This window comes from Rhodococcus sp. MSC1_016, assembly GCF_023667485.2.
Lineage (GTDB): Bacteria > Actinomycetota > Actinomycetes > Mycobacteriales > Mycobacteriaceae > Rhodococcus_F > Rhodococcus_F oxybenzonivorans.
This window is the reverse complement of the sequence record NZ_JAMOZI020000001.1, coordinates 4,363,017-4,381,530: the sequence shown is the minus strand read 5'-3', so window position 1 is coordinate 4,381,530 and position 18,514 is coordinate 4,363,017. Positions and strand designations below refer to the sequence as shown.

15 protein-coding genes and 3 pseudogenes are annotated in these 18,514 nt (G+C 64.7%); 12 read left to right on the top strand and 6 right to left on the bottom strand.

What is annotated here, in order from left to right; translation table 11 throughout:
- Window positions 1-196: 196 nt before the first annotated feature.
- Together L1080_RS20340 and L1080_RS20335 are read left to right on the top strand one after the other, a co-directional pair.
- Window positions 197-937 (top strand): annotated as a pseudogene (locus tag L1080_RS20340) (IS3 family transposase); the annotation flags it as partial.
- A gap of 510 nt (window positions 938-1,447) precedes the next feature.
- Window positions 1,448-1,822, top strand: a complete 375-nt coding sequence (locus L1080_RS20335) for a transposase (protein ID WP_250770884.1) — start codon at window positions 1,448-1,450, stop codon at window positions 1,820-1,822.
- 142 nt (window positions 1,823-1,964) lie between these two features.
- On the opposite strand, the gene L1080_RS20330 is transcribed toward L1080_RS20335, so the two are convergent.
- Window positions 1,965-2,237 carry a transposase gene (locus L1080_RS20330; RefSeq protein ID WP_250770880.1) on the bottom strand — a complete coding sequence of 91 codons (273 nt, stop codon included), beginning with the start codon at window positions 2,235-2,237 and terminating at the stop codon, window positions 1,965-1,967.
- Between the two features lie 103 nt (window positions 2,238-2,340).
- A complete protein-coding gene (locus L1080_RS20325) occupies window positions 2,341-3,741 on the bottom strand; it encodes an ABC transporter substrate-binding protein (RefSeq protein ID WP_250770877.1) in 1,401 nt (466 codons plus the stop codon).
- Between the two features lie 421 nt (window positions 3,742-4,162).
- Between L1080_RS20325 and L1080_RS20320 the strand changes: the two genes are divergently transcribed.
- The 6 genes and pseudogenes from L1080_RS20320 (at window position 4,163) to L1080_RS20295 (ending at window position 9,971) form a co-directional block, all read left to right on the top strand.
- The gene (locus L1080_RS20320) at window positions 4,163-5,701 is read left to right on the top strand and encodes an acyl-CoA synthetase (RefSeq protein WP_374433779.1); all 1,539 of its coding nucleotides are present in this window, start codon (window positions 4,163-4,165) and stop codon (window positions 5,699-5,701) included.
- Between the two features lie 138 nt (window positions 5,702-5,839).
- Complete coding sequence (locus L1080_RS20315) at window positions 5,840-6,619, top strand: enoyl-CoA hydratase-related protein (protein ID WP_284707911.1); 780 nt, start codon at window positions 5,840-5,842, stop codon at window positions 6,617-6,619.
- Window positions 6,616-7,413, top strand: coding sequence for an enoyl-CoA hydratase/isomerase family protein (locus L1080_RS20310; RefSeq protein WP_250770868.1), 798 nt, complete (start codon window positions 6,616-6,618; stop codon window positions 7,411-7,413). Before L1080_RS20315 ends, L1080_RS20310 begins: the two co-directional genes overlap by 4 nt.
- Before the next feature lie 43 nt (window positions 7,414-7,456).
- The gene (locus tag L1080_RS20305) at window positions 7,457-8,962 is read left to right on the top strand and encodes an AMP-binding protein (RefSeq protein WP_250770856.1); all 1,506 of its coding nucleotides are present in this window, start codon (window positions 7,457-7,459) and stop codon (window positions 8,960-8,962) included.
- Between the two features lie 37 nt (window positions 8,963-8,999).
- Window positions 9,000-9,473: pseudogene (locus tag L1080_RS20300) on the top strand (ISL3 family transposase); the annotation flags it as partial.
- A 15-nt stretch (window positions 9,474-9,488) separates the two neighbouring features.
- Window positions 9,489-9,971 (top strand): helix-turn-helix transcriptional regulator, encoded by a 483-nt coding sequence (locus L1080_RS20295; protein WP_374433777.1) that lies wholly within the window; start codon window positions 9,489-9,491, stop codon window positions 9,969-9,971.
- A 222-nt stretch (window positions 9,972-10,193) separates the two neighbouring features.
- Here L1080_RS20295 and L1080_RS20290 read toward each other — a convergent pair whose 3' ends face one another.
- From L1080_RS20290 to L1080_RS20280, 3 genes are all read right to left on the bottom strand, one after another.
- Window positions 10,194-11,216 (bottom strand): LacI family DNA-binding transcriptional regulator, encoded by a 1,023-nt coding sequence (locus tag L1080_RS20290; protein WP_159919495.1) that lies wholly within the window; start codon window positions 11,214-11,216, stop codon window positions 10,194-10,196.
- 172 nt (window positions 11,217-11,388) lie between these two features.
- A complete protein-coding gene (locus L1080_RS20285) occupies window positions 11,389-12,171 on the bottom strand; it encodes an SDR family NAD(P)-dependent oxidoreductase (RefSeq protein ID WP_250770850.1) in 783 nt (260 codons plus the stop codon).
- On the bottom strand, window positions 12,168-13,031 hold the full coding sequence (locus L1080_RS20280; protein WP_250770847.1) for a sugar phosphate isomerase/epimerase family protein: 864 nt from the start codon (window positions 13,029-13,031) through the stop codon (window positions 12,168-12,170). Before L1080_RS20280 ends, L1080_RS20285 begins: the two co-directional genes overlap by 4 nt.
- 159 nt (window positions 13,032-13,190) lie before the next feature.
- On the opposite strand from L1080_RS20280, the gene L1080_RS20275 reads away from it, so the two are divergent.
- From L1080_RS20275 to L1080_RS20265, 3 genes are all read left to right on the top strand, one after another.
- Window positions 13,191-14,543 (top strand): MFS transporter, encoded by a 1,353-nt coding sequence (locus L1080_RS20275; RefSeq protein WP_250770844.1) that lies wholly within the window; start codon window positions 13,191-13,193, stop codon window positions 14,541-14,543.
- Window positions 14,540-16,285, top strand: coding sequence for an FAD-dependent oxidoreductase (locus L1080_RS20270; RefSeq protein WP_159919503.1), 1,746 nt, complete (start codon window positions 14,540-14,542; stop codon window positions 16,283-16,285). The genes L1080_RS20275 and L1080_RS20270 overlap by 4 nt, the downstream gene beginning before the upstream one ends.
- 209 nt (window positions 16,286-16,494) lie before the next feature.
- A complete protein-coding gene (locus tag L1080_RS20265) occupies window positions 16,495-16,791 on the top strand; it encodes a hypothetical protein (protein ID WP_250770842.1) in 297 nt (98 codons plus the stop codon).
- Between the two features lie 22 nt (window positions 16,792-16,813).
- Here the strand turns inward: L1080_RS20265 and L1080_RS20260 are convergent, their stop codons facing one another.
- The gene (locus L1080_RS20260) at window positions 16,814-17,017 is read right to left on the bottom strand and encodes a hypothetical protein (RefSeq protein WP_250770840.1); all 204 of its coding nucleotides are present in this window, start codon (window positions 17,015-17,017) and stop codon (window positions 16,814-16,816) included.
- Window positions 17,018-17,235: 218 nt separating this feature from the next.
- Here L1080_RS20260 and L1080_RS20255 point away from each other — a divergent pair.
- Window positions 17,236-18,490 (top strand): annotated as a pseudogene (locus L1080_RS20255) (ATP-binding protein).
- The last annotated feature ends 24 nt before the right edge of the window (window positions 18,491-18,514 follow it).

Sequence of the window (18,514 nt, the reverse complement as noted above, 5' to 3'; positions counted from 1 at the left end):
TGATGTTGTTGCTTCCGCACCACCGTCACCGTCGGCTTTTGTGGCGGGCCAAGAGTGCGCGTGCATCATCGGCTGCGTCACGGTGAGTTTGAGTCCAGCGGTTCACAGCCACCGCCCGCAGGGCAAGATGAGGCTGCATCCTTGGAGTGGACACCCCTGACAATGGTTCCAGTGGAGAGCCAGGAGGGATGTCGAGGTGGGACGCCAGTCTCTGTACACGGAGGAATTCCGGAAGGACGCGGTCGCGCTGTACCGCGCGGCCGATGGTCAACGCACGCACGCGGCGGTGGCCGCGGACCTGGGCATCAGTGGCGAGACGCTGCGGACGTGGGTTCGTAAGGACGCCGCCCGAGAGGGACGCCCGGACGCCCGCCGCATAGCCGGTGGGGAGACCGAGTCGGACGAGCTCGCGCGCCTGCGGGCAGAAAATGCTCGGCTGCGGGGTACGGAGAAGGAATGGCAGCTCGAACGGGAGATTCTGCGCCGGGCAGCCGCGTATTTCGCATCAAGGAGGTGAAGTGAAGACCCGCCGCTGGGACTTCATCTCCGACCTTTGCGCCGAGTTCTTCCGTGCTGCGGCTGTGCTGGGTGCTCGGGACCTCCCGCTCCGGCTACTACAAGCACCTGGCCACCGAGGATGCTCGTGCCGAGCATGCGGCGGAGGAAGCCGCGACCGTCGTCGAGATCCGCGCCAGCCATGCCGAGCACCGCAGCGCCTACGGCGCCCCGCGGGTGCATGCCGAACTGCGGTCCCGCGGGCACAGGATCAACCGCACACGGGTGACCGAAGCTGATGCGGATCCACCACGTCGTCGGCCGGCACCTGCGCCGCAGCAAACGCACGACGATCGCGGACAGGTCGGCTCCACTCGTTCCGGATCTGGTGATGCGGGACTTCACCGCTACAGCGATGAATACGAAGTGGTGTGGGGACGTTCCCCCAAGCACTTCGTCCAGGGAGGTACCCCCACCTATCGGAGTGACGGCGACGTCGATTGAAGTACGAGAGCCAGTCGAACAGGTCCAGCCGTGCTCGGATACCTCACCCCGGTCGAGTTCGAACAACGACTGATCGCGTCGTCTACGCTGTCAATCGCCGCAGAAATCGGGTGTTCACTCCCGAGGGGCAACCTCAGACCCTTGCCACACCCCCGCACCGGAGAATTGACCGATTTTCTGTTCGTCGCGCACGGTCGCCGCCTCGGCCAAACCCGGCTGCGCACTGGACTGCTCCCGCCGTCGAGTCCTGCGGGCTGCGCGGGACCGGCGGCGCACCGTTTGGTGGTGACCCCACATCAGCTACGGCATACCTGAGCCACCGAGCTCGCCAACGCCGGGATGAGCCTGCAAGCATGGATGGCGCTGCTCGAGCACGTCTACTCCCCAGATGACCCTGCGTTACGCCACCCCGGCCTCGCCGCCGCTGCGCGACGCCTAGGACCAGGCCATGGGCAAGATGCGCCGCCGGTTCACCCTCACCCCGGTCGGCAAATCCATCGTCCCCGACACCATCAGCTGGCTCGGCAGCGAGATGCTCAAAACCCGTGTTGCCCAAGGCTACTGCTCCCGCCACGAAGCGGCCGGCGCCTGCCCCTACGCCAACATCTGCGAAACCTGCGCCAACTTCGTCACCGGACCCGAGTTCCGCGGCGCGCTCGAGGCGCGACGCACCGACATCCAGGCCCTCGAGGCCGACGCCCGCGACCGTGGTTGGCTCGACGAAGCCGCCCGCCACCACGGCGTCGCCGACGCCCTGACCGACCACCTGCACCGCCTCGACCGCGCCCCGCTACGGACGCCGCCTACCAACGGCCATATCTAGCACCGACGACTCCCACCGTCACAGGTGGAGAGCACTGCAGGGCGCCGACGAAGAGGTTGAGGACCGCCCGCAGGTCGACAAGAACGCCTGCTCGGCCCCGACCACCTCGGCCATGAGCTGCTCGGCTCTCGAGAGATAACCGTTACTCGAATTCCGGTCGTTGAGTCCGCCGGACGCGAGCACATCCGAGCGGAACGAGTCGTTGCCGGCTATTCTGCTCCCGTAGTTCCTTGAGTTCCTTCGCTGCCTCGGCGTCCATACCGGAGTACTGGCGACGCCAGTTGTACAGCGTCGCCGCCGACACCTCGAGTGCGGCGGCGATCTCCTCGCCGTTCTTGCCTTCCGCGGCCAACTCGTCGGCCCGGCGCAGCTTGTACACGATGTCCTCCGCCGAGTGACGTTTGCGCCCCGCCATGATCCCTATCGTCCTCGCCCTCACCAGGGCAATCAGGACTCTAGAACAACTCGGACCTACTCACAGGGGGGCACGCCACCTGCAGCAGGCTACCGGCTGCCCATCAGTTCAGCCACAACTGTTCCGGCAGTAGTGATCCGACCGTGTACATCTCGATTCCGTGGACGTTCTTGCCTGAAACGTAGGTCGGTGAGGACCGGGTGTACCACAGCACCGGGTTCAGTTCGACCAGCCTGTCCTGCACCACCTGGTAGGCAGCGGTGCGTGCTTCCACTGTTGTGGCGATGCGGCCGGCGTCGAGTGCCTCATCGAGTTGGGGATCACTGATCCCGGTGTAGTTGCCACGCGAGGTCGAGTGGAAGACACTCCACAACGACGAGTCCGGATCCTGCACTGTCGAGGACAAGATGACCATGTCAAAGTCATGGGCCGCGATCCGCGGCACCCCGGCTGCGAAATCGATGATCTCCACGTTCGCCTCGACATTGTCGAGCACAGTCAGTTGCGTCTGAAAGGCTTCGGCCACCGCCCGGTTCTCCGGCGTCGAGTACGCCAGGAACGTGAACGACAGTGACTTGCCTTCTGCAGCGAGTTCATCGAGCAATTTCTGGGCCTCGGCACGATTGGTGGTCGGTAGCGGGGTGTCGGTATAGAACGGCGATCCCTCGATGAAGAGGGTTTCGGGCACCTCACCCGCCCCGTTGTAAACAGCGGCATTGATCGCGTCCCGATCCAACGCGAGTGCCAGGGCGCGGCGCGCACGCTCGTCATCGAATGGCGCCGATCGCACGTTCAGCCCGATGAACTGCCCTCCACCGGTGGGCACGGTCTCGGACGAGAGCCCTGCCGCCTCGGCCTTGGCGATACTTGCCCCGCTCGCCTCCGAGGCAAGGTCGGCGCTACCCGTGGTCATCGCGTTGACCCGCTGATTGGTGTCGGTGGCCGAACGAATGGTGATGCCGTCCAGATATGGTCGAGGTGCGTCCCAGTAATTGGGGTTCTTCGTCAGTTCGATAACACTCTGCCGCTGCCAGTTCACCAACGTGAACGGCCCGGCCCCGACCGGCTCGGCATTGAAGGCCTCGGTCCCTTTCTGCAACGCAGTCGGCGACGCAATCCAGTTCATCCCGCTGGTCACCAGCGACTGCGCGAAGTTCGGATTCGGTGACACCATAGTCACCTTCAACGTCATCGGGTCGACCACTTCGGTCGATGCCACCTGTGCCGCGGGCGGCAACGACGGCGACGCCACCGAGGGATCACGCAACCGATCCCAATTGAACTTGACCGCTGCCGCATCAAGAGGCGTCCCGTCGGTGAACATCAATCCCGGTCGCAACATCAACGTGAATGTCCTGCCCCCATCCGAAGTGGTGAAGTCGGTCGCCATCTTGTATTCGATGTCCAACGTCTCTTCGTCGTTGATCATCAAGGTCCCGTACAACGCATTACCCAGCAGCCCGTTCGCAACCCACACGTTGATCAGAGCAGCCGGATCCATCATGCGGGGTTCACCCCCCTGAACCACCCGTATCGTCCCACCGGGCACGGGCTCACCTTCCAAAGACGGACCACCCCCACCTTCGGAATCCGCCCCCCCACAGGCGCTGAGTAAGAGCAAGGCGGCAAACGCCGCCGCAAGAATGCGTTTGTGTCGGATCATGAAGACCTTTCGATCTGAAGGAGCTCGGACGGGGACTCGCTGTCATTGCGGCTGTCACGAACCCGGTACCAGGGGATGATTCTGGCGTCGCTCATTGACAGGAACTGTCTTGCGGCATTGCCGCGCAATGTAGGCGATCGTGAGAACGATACTCTCAATAGGCAGAATTCGGTTCTGAATTGTGCAAACATGGCATTTACCAAAGTGGACGCGGCGAATGCACGCGGCGGCCGGCCCGTCCTGCGAAAGGAATCACATGGAGATGACACCGAGTTATCACGCCCGACGCACACCGGATCATCCGGCCATCGTGATGGGAACAAGCGGCGAGATCGTGACATATCGGCAATTGGAAGACCGTTCTACTCGATTCGCCAGTGCACTGCGTACACGCGGGCTCACAGCGGGCGACCACATCGCAATCCTGATGGAAAACACTCGATCCTTTCTCGAGATCGCCTGGGCTGCACAACGGTCGGGCCTCTACTACACAGCCATCAATCGGCACCTGCGCCCAGACGAGGTCCAGTACATCCTCGATGACTGCGGTGCGGTCGCCCTCATTGCAAGCGAGTCGACCAGCGACGTGGTGACCGAACTCGACCTCGAGGGCGTTCGGGTCAAGATCGCCGGCACCGGCGAGATCGACGGCTTCGAGCGTTACGACGACGTCCTCGCAGCGTCGAGTGCTGGGCGTCTCGCCGATGAGAGCGAAGGTCGCGAGATGCTCTACTCATCGGGCACGACCGGACGGCCCAAGGGAGTCCGGAAGCCGCTGCCTCAGACCCCCTTCGGCGATCCGTCGTCGGCACCGGTGCAGATCGCCCAGGGAATGCTCGATCACAGTTCCTCCGGCGACGTCGTCTACTTGTCCCCCGCGCCCCTCTACCATGGTTCACCGCTGGTCTTTTCGATGTCGTGGCAGCGCGCCGGTGCAACGGTGGTATTGATGGAAGGTTTCGACCCACACAGGTGCCTGGAGCTGATCACAACCCATCGGGTCACCGACGCTCAATTCGTTCCGACCATGTTTGTGCGGATGCTCAGGCTTCCGGAGCAAGAACGAACACAGTACGACCTTTCGAGTCTGCGCAGTGTCATGCACTCCGCCGCGCCGTGCCCGATCGCCGTCAAACGGCAGATGCTCGGCTGGTGGGGACCAATTATCCACGAATACTATTCGGGCACAGAAGATGTCGGAGCATCTTCCATCACCGCTCAGGAGTGGCTGACGCATCCGGGATCGGTCGGACGGCCGCTGCAGAAATGTCACATCGTGGGCGAGGACGGACAAGAGCTGCCGACCGGCGCCTCCGGGGTCGTCTATTTCGAGGGCGGTCGTCCTTTCGAGTATCACAACGATCCGGAGAAGACCGCGTCGGTGACCGACATTCACGGCTGGCGCACCATCGGCGACATGGGATACCTCGACGAGGAGGGCTATCTGTATCTCACAGACCGCAAGGCCCACATGATCATCTCCGGCGGCCTCAACATCTATCCGCAGGAAACCGAGAACATCCTCGCCGGTCACCCGCTGATCGCCGATGTCGCAGTGATCGGCGTGCCCGACGAAGAGATGGGCGAAGCTGTGAAGGCTGTCGTCCAGCTCGTGAATCCGCCGGCCACCGCCGACACGGAGGCGACGCTGATCGAATATTGCCGTAAGGAACTGGCCTCGTACAAGTGCCCGCGCAGCATTGATTTCGTCGATGAACTGCCGCGTGACCCGAACGGCAAGCTGTACAAACGTCGTCTACGTGAGCACTACTGGGCCGGACGAGACAGCCTCATACTCTGACGCTCCCTACGGTCCGATCGGGCCGGGCGCACACAGACCCAGCACCCGGCCATTCCCGACCGAACCGCCCGACCACCACCATGGACAGTCGCCCGTCTGTAAACCAGACGCCGAGCCCCCGAGCCAGGAGTGAAGTGCATGGGACAGTTTTGCGTTGTCCGAACAACCGGGTCCGTCTTGCACGTGACCATCGATCGCCAAGATCGGCGCAATGCGCTCAGCAGTAGCGCCAGCCATGAACTCGGCGCCGTCTTCGACGAGTTCGAGCGCGACCCGGCCTGTCGCGTCGCGGTTCTGACCGGCGCCGGCGGCAGGGCATTCTGTGCCGGGGCCGACCTGAAGGAGCCCGGCCGTGCGGGCCCCGACGGCGCAGTCCCGAGTTCTGGTTTCGGCGGACTCACCAACCGGTTCAACCGGACCAAGCCGGTGATCGCCGCCGTCAACGGTGCTGCGATGGGCGGCGGGTTCGAACTCGCCTTGGCCTGCGACCTCGTTATAGCGGTTGATCACGCCACCTTCGGACTTCCGGAAGCACGAGTTGGGCTTGCCGCGCTCAGTGGTGGGATCCAGCGCCTCATCAACGAGATCGGCCCGACCCGCGCACGCGGGATGCTGCTCACTGGTCGCCACCTTTCTGCCCGTGACGGACTACGATTCGGCTTTGTCAACGAAGTCGTCGCAGCCATTGACCTGGCCGACACCGTCAACGCCTGGTGTGACGAGGTGATCGCATGCTCGCCGGCGTCGATCCAGACCACGCTGGCCATCGCCAATGCCTTCGACGGCAGGAGCGTCGAAGATTCCATGAACGACATGTGGTCGATGAACGCGGTCCGAGAGCTCTACTCCGGCCCGGACGCGCGCGAGGGCACTGGGGCTTTCGCCGAGCGCCGGACCCCGACCTGGAGCGAATCATGACCAGCGGAGATACCGAACCAAGTTCCGCCGCAGATGAATCGGTGATCACGAGGCGCGTCGGTGCGGTCGCGGTGGTCACTCTCAACCGCGAGAGGCGGCGCAACGGCGTGACGATCGAGATGTGTGAGCAACTCCACCTGAGGCTCAGTGAGATCGCGTCGAGCGACGCCAAGGTTGTCGTGATTCGCGGGTCGGGGAACGACTTCTCGGTGGGTGCCGACCTTACCGAAGACTCCGCCGCACGGGGGCCATCCACCCTCGAACGATTGGGGCACACCTATCACGCCTCGACGCTGCTTCATTCCATGCCGCAGGTCACCATTGCCGCCATCGATGGTGCCTGCGCCGGTGCGGCAATGGGTTGGGCGTGCGCTTGCGACTTCCGATTCGCCTCCACGCGAGCACGGTTCAAGACCGCCTTCCTCGACGTCGGGGTGTCCGGCGACATGGGACTGGCGTGGTCGCTCATCCGAATCGTCGGCGGCGCCCGCGCGCGAGAGCTACTCCTCTTCCCAGAGAAGATCTCCGCTGAAGCTGCTCATGATCTGGACCTCGTCACCCGGCTGTTCGCACCCGAGAGCCTGCACGACCGAGTGATGGGCCTGGCCGAGGAACTGGCCGCGCGACATTCCTTTCCGCTGCGGATGATGAAGGCGAACCTGATCTCGGCCGAAACCGCTGACATGCCGAGCTATGTCGACATCGAATCGGCCCGGCACCTGCACACCGCCACCGGGCCATCTCTGGTGGCGGGTATCGAGAGTTTCCGCAGGCGCAGCACTCCCAGCCCCTAACCCGCGATGACAAGACCGTTCCAACCACAAGCCAGAGGGGCTCATGTCCACAGAACACATCAGCTACACCGAACTCGCCGACATGCCGGCTCGTCAGATGTCGATGGGCCTGGCGCTGAGCTGGCACGCCGCTCGCGATCCGCACCATCCGGCACTGACCATGAACGGGATCACCCTGAGTCGACTGGAACTGGATCGCGCCGCAAACCGGCTGGCGCGTGATCTGGCGCAGCGTGGGGTCGGGCGTGACGACAGGGTGGCCGTGGTGCTGCCTACCGGCCCGAAACATCAGATCACCTGCCACAGCCTGTGGAAGCTCGGTGCCACAGTTGTCCCGCTGCCCGCGAGAGTCGTCGAATCCGAGTTGGGTCAGCTCGTCAGCGCTGCCCATCCCGCGCTGATCATCGGAGCCGAGCTAGACGAGTATAACTGTCTCACAGCTGATTTCGAGCCAGATTCGGATCTACCGGACGGTCCACTCCCGGAAGTGGTTTCGACGCAGTGGAAGGCGAGCACCAGCGGCGGGAGCACCGGCAGCCCCAAGCTCATCGTCGAAGACCGCACCTCGCTCATCCATCCCGAGCAACCCATACCGATCCTGCACATGCGCGGCACCGACGTCCTCTTGCATCCCGCCGGCGCCTACCACAATGCGGCGTTCTCACAGACGAACTGGGCTCTTTGCTGGGGCATCCACGTAATCCTGATGGGACGATTCGACGCCCGGGAATGGCTACGGATCGTGCAAGACTACAAAGTCTGCTGGGCGTATCTGGTTCCGACGATGATGAGCAGAATCCTGTCGCTCCCTGCGGACGTTCGCGAGAACGCGGACGTCTCGACACTCCGGATCGTCATCCACATGGCGGCGCCGTGTCCTCCGTGGGTCAAGCAGGCATGGATCGACTGGATCGGACCCGAGGCGATCTGGGAGATCTACGCCGGCACCGAAGGGTACGGCGCGACGATGATCAGCGGTCCGGAATGGCTGGAGCACCGTGGTTCTGTCGGAAAGGCACCCCCAGGCACCGAGATTCGCAACGACGAGGGCCGAGTGTTGGGCGCCGGTGAAATCGGCACGGTCTGGTTCAGCCCACCCGTCGGTAACCCGTTTGGACATTCACTCGAATACCACACATACGGCGATGTGGGTTCGATCGATGAGAACGGCTACCTCTACCTCGCGGATCGCCGAACCGACCTCATTCTGACCGGTGGCGTGAATGTCTACCCCGCTGAAATCGAATCGGTGCTCGAGCAGGCACCCGGCGTGGTCACCGCCGCCGTGATCGGCCTGCCCGACCCCGATCTGGGCGCGGTGGCCCACGCCATCCTCGAACTGGAGCCAGGTCTACCCACCCCGACATCCTCTGACCTCACGACATTTGTCCGGACCCGTCTGTCCCCCGGAAAAGTGCCTTTCACCTACGAGGTGGTCAGTGAGTCACTGCGCGACGAGGCAGGAAAACTACGGCGCAGCCGGTTGCGCGACGAGCGACTCGCCACCGACAGGCACACCTATCTGAAGTTACTTCCTGGTCCCTGCTGATCGCGTTGGCGTAACCGAGAACCGAGGACGGCCATCCCCAGCCCGTGCCCGGGTCACCCCGCGGGCGAAGACCATGATGGCCGCCGCCGTCCTCGACGGCGACCGCTCGGTGGCCGCCGTTGCCGCCGAGTACCGGTGCGGGTGGCACACCGTCCACGGTCGGGTCGACACCGTCGCCGTCACCGCACTCGACACCCCACCGGCCCCGGTGCGGGTGCTCGGCATCGACGAGACCCACCGCGGCAAGGCGAAATGGGAAACCGACCCGATCACCGGAACCCGTCGGTGGGTGGACCGGTGGGACATCGGCCTGGTCGACATCGCCGGCGACCAGGGCCTGCTCGCCCAGGTCAACGGACGCAACTCCGCGACGGTGATCGGCTGGCTCCACCAGCGCAACGAGCAGTGGCGGCGGCAGATCACCCACGTCACCATCGACCTGTCCGGCGTCTATGCCAAGGCGGTGCGCGAGGCGCTCCCGAACGCCGAGATCATCGTCGACCGATTCTATTCCGACGTCCGGGTTATGCCGACCTGGTCGGTGTCCCACCGATCCACCCACGACCGTTGTCCGGTGTCGGGGCAGGTCTCTCACTTAGCCTTCCCGTGTCGGGTCTCGTCGATGCCGAGGACGACGACCCGCTCGGGTTCGATCTCGAGGATTGGATCGGCGGTCACGACCACCGCGGTGTGGCAGAAGGTCCTCGACCACATCGAGGCCTTCCCCGGTTCTCAATACACCATCGGTGATCTCGCGGTCATCGCCGGCGTCGGCGCACGCCAACTGCAGAACCTCTTCAATGAGCAGTTCGGGATGTCCCCGACCACCTACATCCGGCAGATACGCCTCGACGGCGTGCGCGCGGACCTCCAACGAGGCGACGAGACCACGAAGATCAGCGACGTGGCCTTCAACTGGGGATTCAACCACCTGGGGCGCTTCGCCAACCACTACGAGCGCAAGTTCGGCGAAATACCCTCCCAAACGTTGAGAGCAGCGCGCAGGTAGTCCCACATCGAACATCTGAATAGGCACCGATCACGGCAAGCCACTGCACAGGGCCCAAAGGACAGCAGTCATGATCAGTACCCGCGCATCGTTCGCGTGGCAGAAGCGGTTCCGCGTTCTGGTCCGGGATTGCCGATCGTAAGTGGGAGACTTAACCTGGCAATGTCGAACCAACGCAGCCTTAACCGTTTTCGGTGAGCTGGCGCACCTGCTGTTGCCGTTTTATCCCGTGGACGCCGCGCACTGGGGGGCCGGTCCGGTGGTACCTCGCACCTGGAGACTGACCGGGAAGACTCGCTTGCTTGGCTGTTCCGGTGCGCTGTCATCAAGTCGGGCGAGGAGGAGCCGGACCGCTTCGGCGGCCATGTCCTCGATGGGCTGGTGAACGGTGGTGAGGTTGATCATTGCCCACCGTGCTTGTGGTGAATCGTCGAAGCCGACCACGGACAGTTCGGCGGGTACGGACACGCCGAGGCGTGCGGCCGCGTCCAATGCTGCAAACGCCAATTCGTCTGTGACACAGTAGATCGCAGTGGGTGGGTGGTCCATCGACAGCAGTGATGTCGCCATGTCCACACCGTGCTGGTGAGTCATGGTTGCTCGCCGGATGTAGTGGTCGGGTAGGGCGATACCACGGCGTTGGAGTGCTTGCCGGGCGCCGTCTTCGCGGGCGGCACCATTGGTGCGGTCGCGCGGTACCGACAGTATCGCGATGTCGCGGTGACCGAGTGCGGTCAGGTGGTCGATCACCAGCTCGCCAGCGCCCTCGTCGTCGGAGAGGACCACTTCGAGAGACAGGGTGGGATCGTCGCGGCTCAGGAGCACCACGGGGGTGTTTCGTTCCAGGACTCGGCGTACGGTGCGGGATTCTCGGCGAGCGGAAACGAAGATCATGCCGTCCACTGTCGCCGGATCGAGCACGTCCACGCTGTCGACGCCCTCAGGGACGTCCGGGTCGCGAATAAGGGCCATTCGATAACCGCGTTCGCTGAGACGGTGTTGAATGGCGTCGACGACCGTCGGGTAGAACGGCGACTTCAGATCGGCGACCACGACACCGATCGCCCGGGCACGTCTGGTGACCAGGCTGCGCGCTGCCGAGTTGGGGACGTAACCAAGTTCCCGTGCTGCGGCGAGAACCCGTTTGGTCGTCCGCTCGGCGACGGCGGGATCTCCTCGCATGACACGGGAGACTGTCGACTGGCTCAGTCCCAGGTAGGCGGCGAGATCGACACTGGTTACCACGTGCGGATCATACCCAACGGTGGGTCGGGTTCGGATGACGCCGTCGCGGGCTCCGAGGCCTGGGGGTGGTGCCGTGTGGTCGGCGTCGAAGTATGCGCCGGCAACGTCCGTACCTCCGGGTCGGCCCGGCCGAGAGCGGTGCCGGGCCGACCCGGATGCGGCTACCCATCTGTCAGGCGGTGTTCCGGCCACCGCTGAGGTCCAGTGTCTGTCCGGTGACGTAGCTGGCCTCGGTCGAGAGTAGCCAGGTCGCCAGGGCGGAAAATTCTGCTGTGCTGCCGACCCGGCCCATGGGAACCCGGGAGAGGAGTGCGGCGTTGCGTTCGGGACTGAGGTCGTCGAGCATGCGGGTGTGCATCATCGAGGGTGCGATCGCGTTGACGGTGACGTTGTGTGTGGCGACCTCCTTGGCGGCAGTTTTGACCAGGGACACCACGGCCGCTTTCGATGCGGAGTAGGCGGCCTGGAAGGGATTGCCCTCCCGAGCCGAGATCGAGGACAAGATGGCCACCCGGCCGTAGCCCTGCTCGGTCAGTGTGGGAAGTAGTGCGGCGAGGCCGTGGAAGCAGCCGTCGAGGTTGACACTCATGGTCTTCGACCAGCCCTCGAAGGGCATGGCCGTGATCGTGGTTTCCGGTCCCTGGATGCCGTGCGCGAAGAGTGCGCCATCGAGGCGGCCATGGGTGGCCAACACTCGGGCGACCGTCTCGTCCCAGGCCGCACGATCGGTCACATCGAGAGCCGCGATGTCGCGGTCCGTTCCGTCGCCGTCACCGACGACGTCGGTGCACACCACCGACGCGCCTTCGCGTATGAGCCGGTCCACGGCCGCCGATCCGAGGCCACCGGCGGCGCCGGTGACGAGGATGACGCGGCCGGCGAATCGGCCGGGATAGAACGTCGAGGGGTCGGCGGTGGTCACGTGCAGGAAGGGGGTGGTGTCAACTGCGGTCATCGAAGGGCGTCCGTTCGTTCGGTGTCGGTGGTCACAACCACCTGTTGTGTTGCGGTCATGAGTCTGTGCAAATGTTCTGTGATGCCGTGTGATTCGACGAAGGTGACGTCGGGAACTTCCACGCTGACCGGGACGCCGGGGAGCGCCGCGAGGATCTCGATCAGGGGAAACGCGCCCTTTCCGGGCACCTGACGGGAAGCGCGTGATTCGATCTGGCGGTCGGACCCATTGGTGTCCTGACCGAGGGGCATCCGCGTCGGCGCCTCGAGGTGCGGGACCGCGGCGGGACCGTCGCACAACTGGATTACCTGTATCGCTCCCTGTGGAGCGGTCGCGAGGTCGCCGACGGTGCCCCCGGCACGGACGAAATGCAGGACGTCGAGCATGATCCCGCACCCGGTCTGTTCCGCCACGGCAGCGGCGGCGCGGAAGGTGTCGACCTTTTGATACGAGATCGGCTCGATCGAGGCGGTGATATCGAACTCGTGGGCATCGCGCACCAGCGCGGCCAGGGAATCGGTCAGCCGATGCCGGTCGTCGTCACCGCCGATCACGTTGAGCACCCGTGCCCCGAGAACGGCTCCGGCCTCGAGCACCGGCATCCACTGGTCACGGCCGCGGACTCCGTCCAGGGTGAACACCTCGACATCGAACACGCTCACACCGGTGCTGTCGAGACGGGTCCGTGTCTGCGCTGACATCGGCGAGCCAGCGGCCATGGGGTACCGGGTCTCCGACGCGGTAGCGGGATGCACCCGCGCCCCGACGGAGGCGAATCCGCAGTCGGCCGCGGCCTCGACCAACTCGGGAGGGGGGAGATGCAGAGCCGACAGATGGGCCAGCCCGATGGGTCGTGTCATGAACAGTCCTTTGCGCGCTTTCGAAGGGGAGTTGACGGACAGCTGCGCCCTACTTATGCTGTGAATCACAAATTTACTACGTAGTCATTCAAGCACTGTGCCCCCTCAGTCGCAACCTGCCTTCGGCTCGCACTTCACTTCCAAGAAGGAACCCCACCCATGACTGTTTCGAATGTTCCAGCCTCGGAACCTTGTTCGGCCACCAGCCGCACCAGTCCGGTCGATGGCGAGGCCCCCGTATCGCCGCCGACCGGCTCGCGACGGGCAGCGATGGCCAGCACGGTCGGCGCGATCGTCGACTGGTACGACTTCTTCCTGTATGGGACGGCCGCCGCCCTGGTGTTCGGGCCGATGTTCTTCCCCTCCGAGGATCCGACCGTTGGTGTTCTCGCCTCGCTGGGCTCGTTCGCGGTCGGTTTCGTCTTCCGCCCGATCGGCGGAGCGATTTTCGGGCACTTCGGTGACCGGGTCGGCCGCCGGAAGATGCTGGTGATCACCATCTTGATCATGGGCCTGGCCAGTACCGCCATCGGTCTGCTGCCCAGCTACGCCGCCATCGGCATCGCGGCCCCGATCCTGCTGGTGAGCCTGCGCGCGGTGCAAGGCATCGCCGTGGGCGGCGAATGGGGTGGAGCTGCCCTGATGGCCGTGGAGAACGCGCCGACAAACAGGCGGAACTTCCTCGCCAGCGGGGTGCAGATCGGATCGTTCCTCGGCCTGCTTCTGGGCACCCTGGCGTTCTCGATCGTCGCCAACATGACCAACGAGGAGCAGTTCGATACATGGGGGTGGCGTCTGCCGTTCCTGGTCAGCATCCTTTTCGCCCTCGTCGGGCTCTGGATCCGCAGCGGCGTTCCCGAATCGAAGGTGTTCGCCGAACTCGAAGAGACGAAGAAGAAGCAGACCGCACCGCTGCTCGAGGCCCTGAGGACCAGCCCTAAGCAGATCCTCGCAATCATTGGGATGCGCCTGGTCGACCAGAGCACCTTCTACATCGGCTTCACGTTCTCCCTGGTCTACGTCAAGAACTACACCGACACTCCGCCGAGTAGCGTGCTGACCGCGTCGATGGTCGCACTCGTCCTCGCCGTACCGACCACCTCGCTGTGGGGACTACTCGCAGACCGGTTCGGTGCCCGCTGGTTCTACGTCGTCGGCCCGCTGTGCGCGGCCGCGGCCGGGATCCCGTTCTTCTCCGCCCTCGAAAGCGGATCGATGCCGATGATGATCGTCGGGTTCTTCATCCTGATCAACCTCGGGCACAACATCTCCGCGTCGGTGCAGCAAACCTGGTTCACCGACATGTTCGACGCCCGCATCCGCTACAGCGGGGCAGGCTTCGGCTACGCCGTCGCCGGAGCCGTGGGTGGCTTCGTGCCCCTGACCGCCACCGCACTACTCGGCGACAGCGGAGACTGGACTCCAGTAGCCATCTTGCTTACCGCCGCGTCCCTCATGGCACTCGCGGCTGGATTGTGGTCGTACAAGTGGACCGGGCAGGGCCGGCGATGACCGACACCCTCTCGTGCGATCTGCTCGTCATCGGTGCCGGAGCCGGTGGCCTCGCTGCAGCGGTCACCGCCGCCTACCACGGCGCGAAAGTCATCGTCGCGGAGAAAGCGGACGTCTGCGGCGGTGCCACCGCCTGGTCGGGCGGATGGATGTGGGCCCCGCGCAACCCCCTCGCGCGCGCCGACGGCATCGACGAGGACGTCGAGTTGCCGCGCACCTACCTGCAGCACCGGCTCGGTACGAACTTCGACGCCGCCAAGGTCGATGCGTTCCTGGCGCAAGCGCCGCGCATGGTCGGGTTCTTCCACGACAAGACCAGGCTGCAGTTCGTACCCGGCACCACCATCGCCGATATTCACGGCGGCACCCCCGGCGCCGGAACCGGACATCGATCGGTGGCACCCCGGCCGATCGACGCCTACCAGATTCCCGCCCCCGTCCGGGCGAAGCTGCGCTGGCAGCTCTACGAGACCTCGTTCCTCGGCATGGGAATCATGGCCGGGCCCGACCTCCAGGCGTTTCTGCACGCCACCCGCTCCCCGAAGGCCTTCGCGCACGCGGCCCGCCGCGTCACCCGGCACATCATCGACCTGGCCACCGCACGCAAGGGCATGCAACTGGTCAACGGCACCGCCCTGATCGGCCGGCTCCTGGCCTCGGCCGACGAACTCGGCGTCGACATCCGCGTTTCGTCGTCGGCGCGCACGCTGATCACCGACGACTCCGGGGCGGTGACCGGGGCGCAACTCGACTGCCCCGACGGCGTCGTTACCGTCCACGCCGCCCGGGGCGTGATCCTCGCGACAGGAGGTTTCCCGAGCAACATCGACATGCGCAAAAAGTACTTCCCGCGCACCCCGACCGGGCGTGAACACTGGACCCTGGTCCCCGACACCACCACCGGCGACGGGATTGCGCTCGCCGAATCTGCCGGTGGCCGACTCGACACCACCCTGGCCTCGCCGGTCGCCTACTGTCCGGTGTCGCTGGTGCCGTACCGTAACGGCGAAACTGGGGTGTTCCCGCACATCCTCGACCGCGGAAAGCCCGGGGTAATAGGGGTATTGGCGTCGGGTAAGCGGTTCGTCAACGAGGCCGACGGATATCACGATTACACCACCGCGATGGTCGACGCCGTTCCCGACGGGCAGGAAGTGTGCTCCTGGCTGGTTTGCGATCACCGCTTTCAGCGTCTGTATCCGTTGGGTATGTCGAAGCCGCGCCCCATCCCGATCTGGCCCTACCTGCGCTCGGGTTATCTGAAGAAGGGGCGCACTCTCACCGAGTTGGCTCAGCAATGCGGGATCGACCCCGACCAACTCCAGTCCACGGTCGCACTGTTCAACGATAATGCCCGACGCGGACAGGACCCCGAATTCCACCGCGGCGATACGATGTTCAACCGTGGCTCCGGGGATCCGGACAACCCGTTCCCGAATCCCTCACTCGCACCATTGGAGAAAGGTCCGTTTTATGCTGTCAAGGTCGTGCCGGGGAGCTTCGGTACCTTTGCCGGTGTTGTCACCGACGCTTCCGCGCGTGTGCTCGACGAATCCGACACACCGATAGCCGGCCTGTATGCTGTGGGCTCGGACCAGGCGAGCGTCATGGGCGGTCACTACCCCGCGGGCGGCATCAACATCGGCCCGGCGATGACCTTCGGCTACATCGCCGCACGACACGCAACAGGTGTCATGGACCTACAGGTGTTGTGGGGCAACCCAACCGACCGTCGCGCATAATCGGTTGGCGCCAGTTTTTGGTGGGAAGGCCTACCCTCCGACGCGGGAGAGGCAGCCCTGGCTGACCAGGGTCGAGACCGTCCGACGGGGTAGCGCACCACACTCGCACCGCTTGCCGCGGCACCATGGAAATTCATTGTCGTTGGGCGCCAAGCCTTTCCCTCGCTGATGCGAGGGGCCTCCTCAGTCCGGATCGGATTATTAACCTCATGAACTCTGGCCAGTATCGCTTGTGGCGCCAGAGGCGCCGCGCGGCTTGGATCGAAGCCAACCGCACACGCGGCCATCCCGATACCGAGGCGGAGCACCTCATAGAGTTCGCAAAGATGTGGGCGCCGTACGGGGGTGCTACGGAGGAGGAAATCCTGGTGCACTTCGGCATGACAAAGCGCCGATTCACAGAGCGTTTGTGGCAGGTGATCGCCGAATCGAACTGTGCCCAGGATGAGATGCGCGAGCTGGCCAACTCGTACCCTCACCGGCGAACCGGCAATTCAGACGGATGACGGTCCTGCAGACCCGAGAAATTTACGTGGAGGTCAGCGCGGGTAGAAGGCCGGTATGCACCCTGGCAAGGTTGGTCGCGAGCTCGCGGTAAGTCAGTCTGCACGCGGCCAGCGAGGCGGTGTCCCGACCACTGCGTCCGCGGTGGTGGTGCTCGAACGCCGGGACGACGAATGCGTCAATCACCTGGCCCGTCGGTGCAGCCGAAGTTGCATCTGTCTCGTCCATCGAGATGCGCTGGGATCGCTCATCGACGACGGCGGGAGGAGAGCAGGTTCGGCGATCGGGGCCTGGCAGATCGACCGGGCTTCAGTGTTGTGGCGGTGCTGGGTGGTGACCGCTGCGGCTTTGGGGTTTATGCTCGTTGACCAGCGCGAACCGAATTCTCGGTGTGGCGAGGTCGTGGCGAGGACGCGCGCTGGCTGACGAGTGTCGGGAGGCCGTCGATGGATGGTTGGGCTATTCGCGATTTCGTGCGTGAGGATCTGGAATCGGTTGTGCAGCTGGATGCGACCTCTCCGTCGACCCCGCAGCGTCCGGTGTCGCGATGTCGGACATGGTGACCGGTCTGCTGGGGCGGCATCCGGTGGCGGTGGCCGGTGATCGGGTGATCGGTGCCGCGGTGAGCCGGGTGGATGAGGATCGTGCCTGGATTCTCCGGATCTCCCTGGATCCGGAATGGCGGGGACTGGGGTTGGGGAGCGCACTGATCGCCGAACTCGAGCCCCGGTTGCTGGCGAAGGGGGTGCGGCGGGTGAGTGCTCTGCTCCCGGACGGGAGACCGGTGCGGGCGCCTTGACCAATTCCGGGTTCACTGCGCGGGCGGGCATCACCTATTACGAGAAGGTGGGAACGGTGTCCCCGCGGACGGCGGGGGTGCTGGCGCGGCTCGGTGGGGCGGTCCCACCTGCGGGGTTGTGGCGGCAGGTGGCCGGGATGAGCAAGGAGGAGACGTTGATCGAGCGGCGGATCGTGCTGCCGTTGTCGCGGTCGGTGCTCGCCGCCGAGCACGGGGTGGTGCCGCCGCGGGCGGTGGTGCTGTTCGGGCCGCCGGGGACGGGGAAGACCACGTTTGCGCGGGCGATCGCGAGCCGGTTGGGGTGGCCGTTCGTCGAGCTGTTTCCGTCGCGATTGGCCTCGAATGGGCGCGGTTTGGCTGCGGGGATCGGGGAGATGTTCGGGTCGATGGCCGAACTCGATCATGTGGTCGTCTTCATCGACGAGGTGGAGGAGGTGGCGGCCCGGCGCCGGCCGGAGTCGGATTCGGTGGGAGTGGTGAACGAGTTGTTGAAGTCGATTGTCGGTTTCCGGGAGCGGACGGGGCGGCTTCTGGTGTGCGCGACGAACTCGGTGCGTGACCTTGATGACGCATTCTTGCGGCACGGGCGGTTCGATTACGTGTTGTCTATCGGGGCACCGGATGAGCAGGCCCGGCATGCGTTGTGGGAGCGGTATCTGGTGGGGGAGGAGGTGAATGTTCCGGCGTGGGTGGCCGCGTCGGCGGGCTTTACTCCCGCGGATGTGGCGCATGCGGCACGGATGGTCGCGCAGACGACGTTCGAGTGCAGTATCGATACCGGGGAACGTTGTCACGCCGGTACGCAGGACTATCTGGGGGTGATCGGTGCGATGCGTCCGACCCTGACCCCGGAAATGCTCGACGCATTCACTGTGGATATCGCCCACTTCGCCCGAAGCTGATGCTTAGCTGAAGGTGTGCAGCGC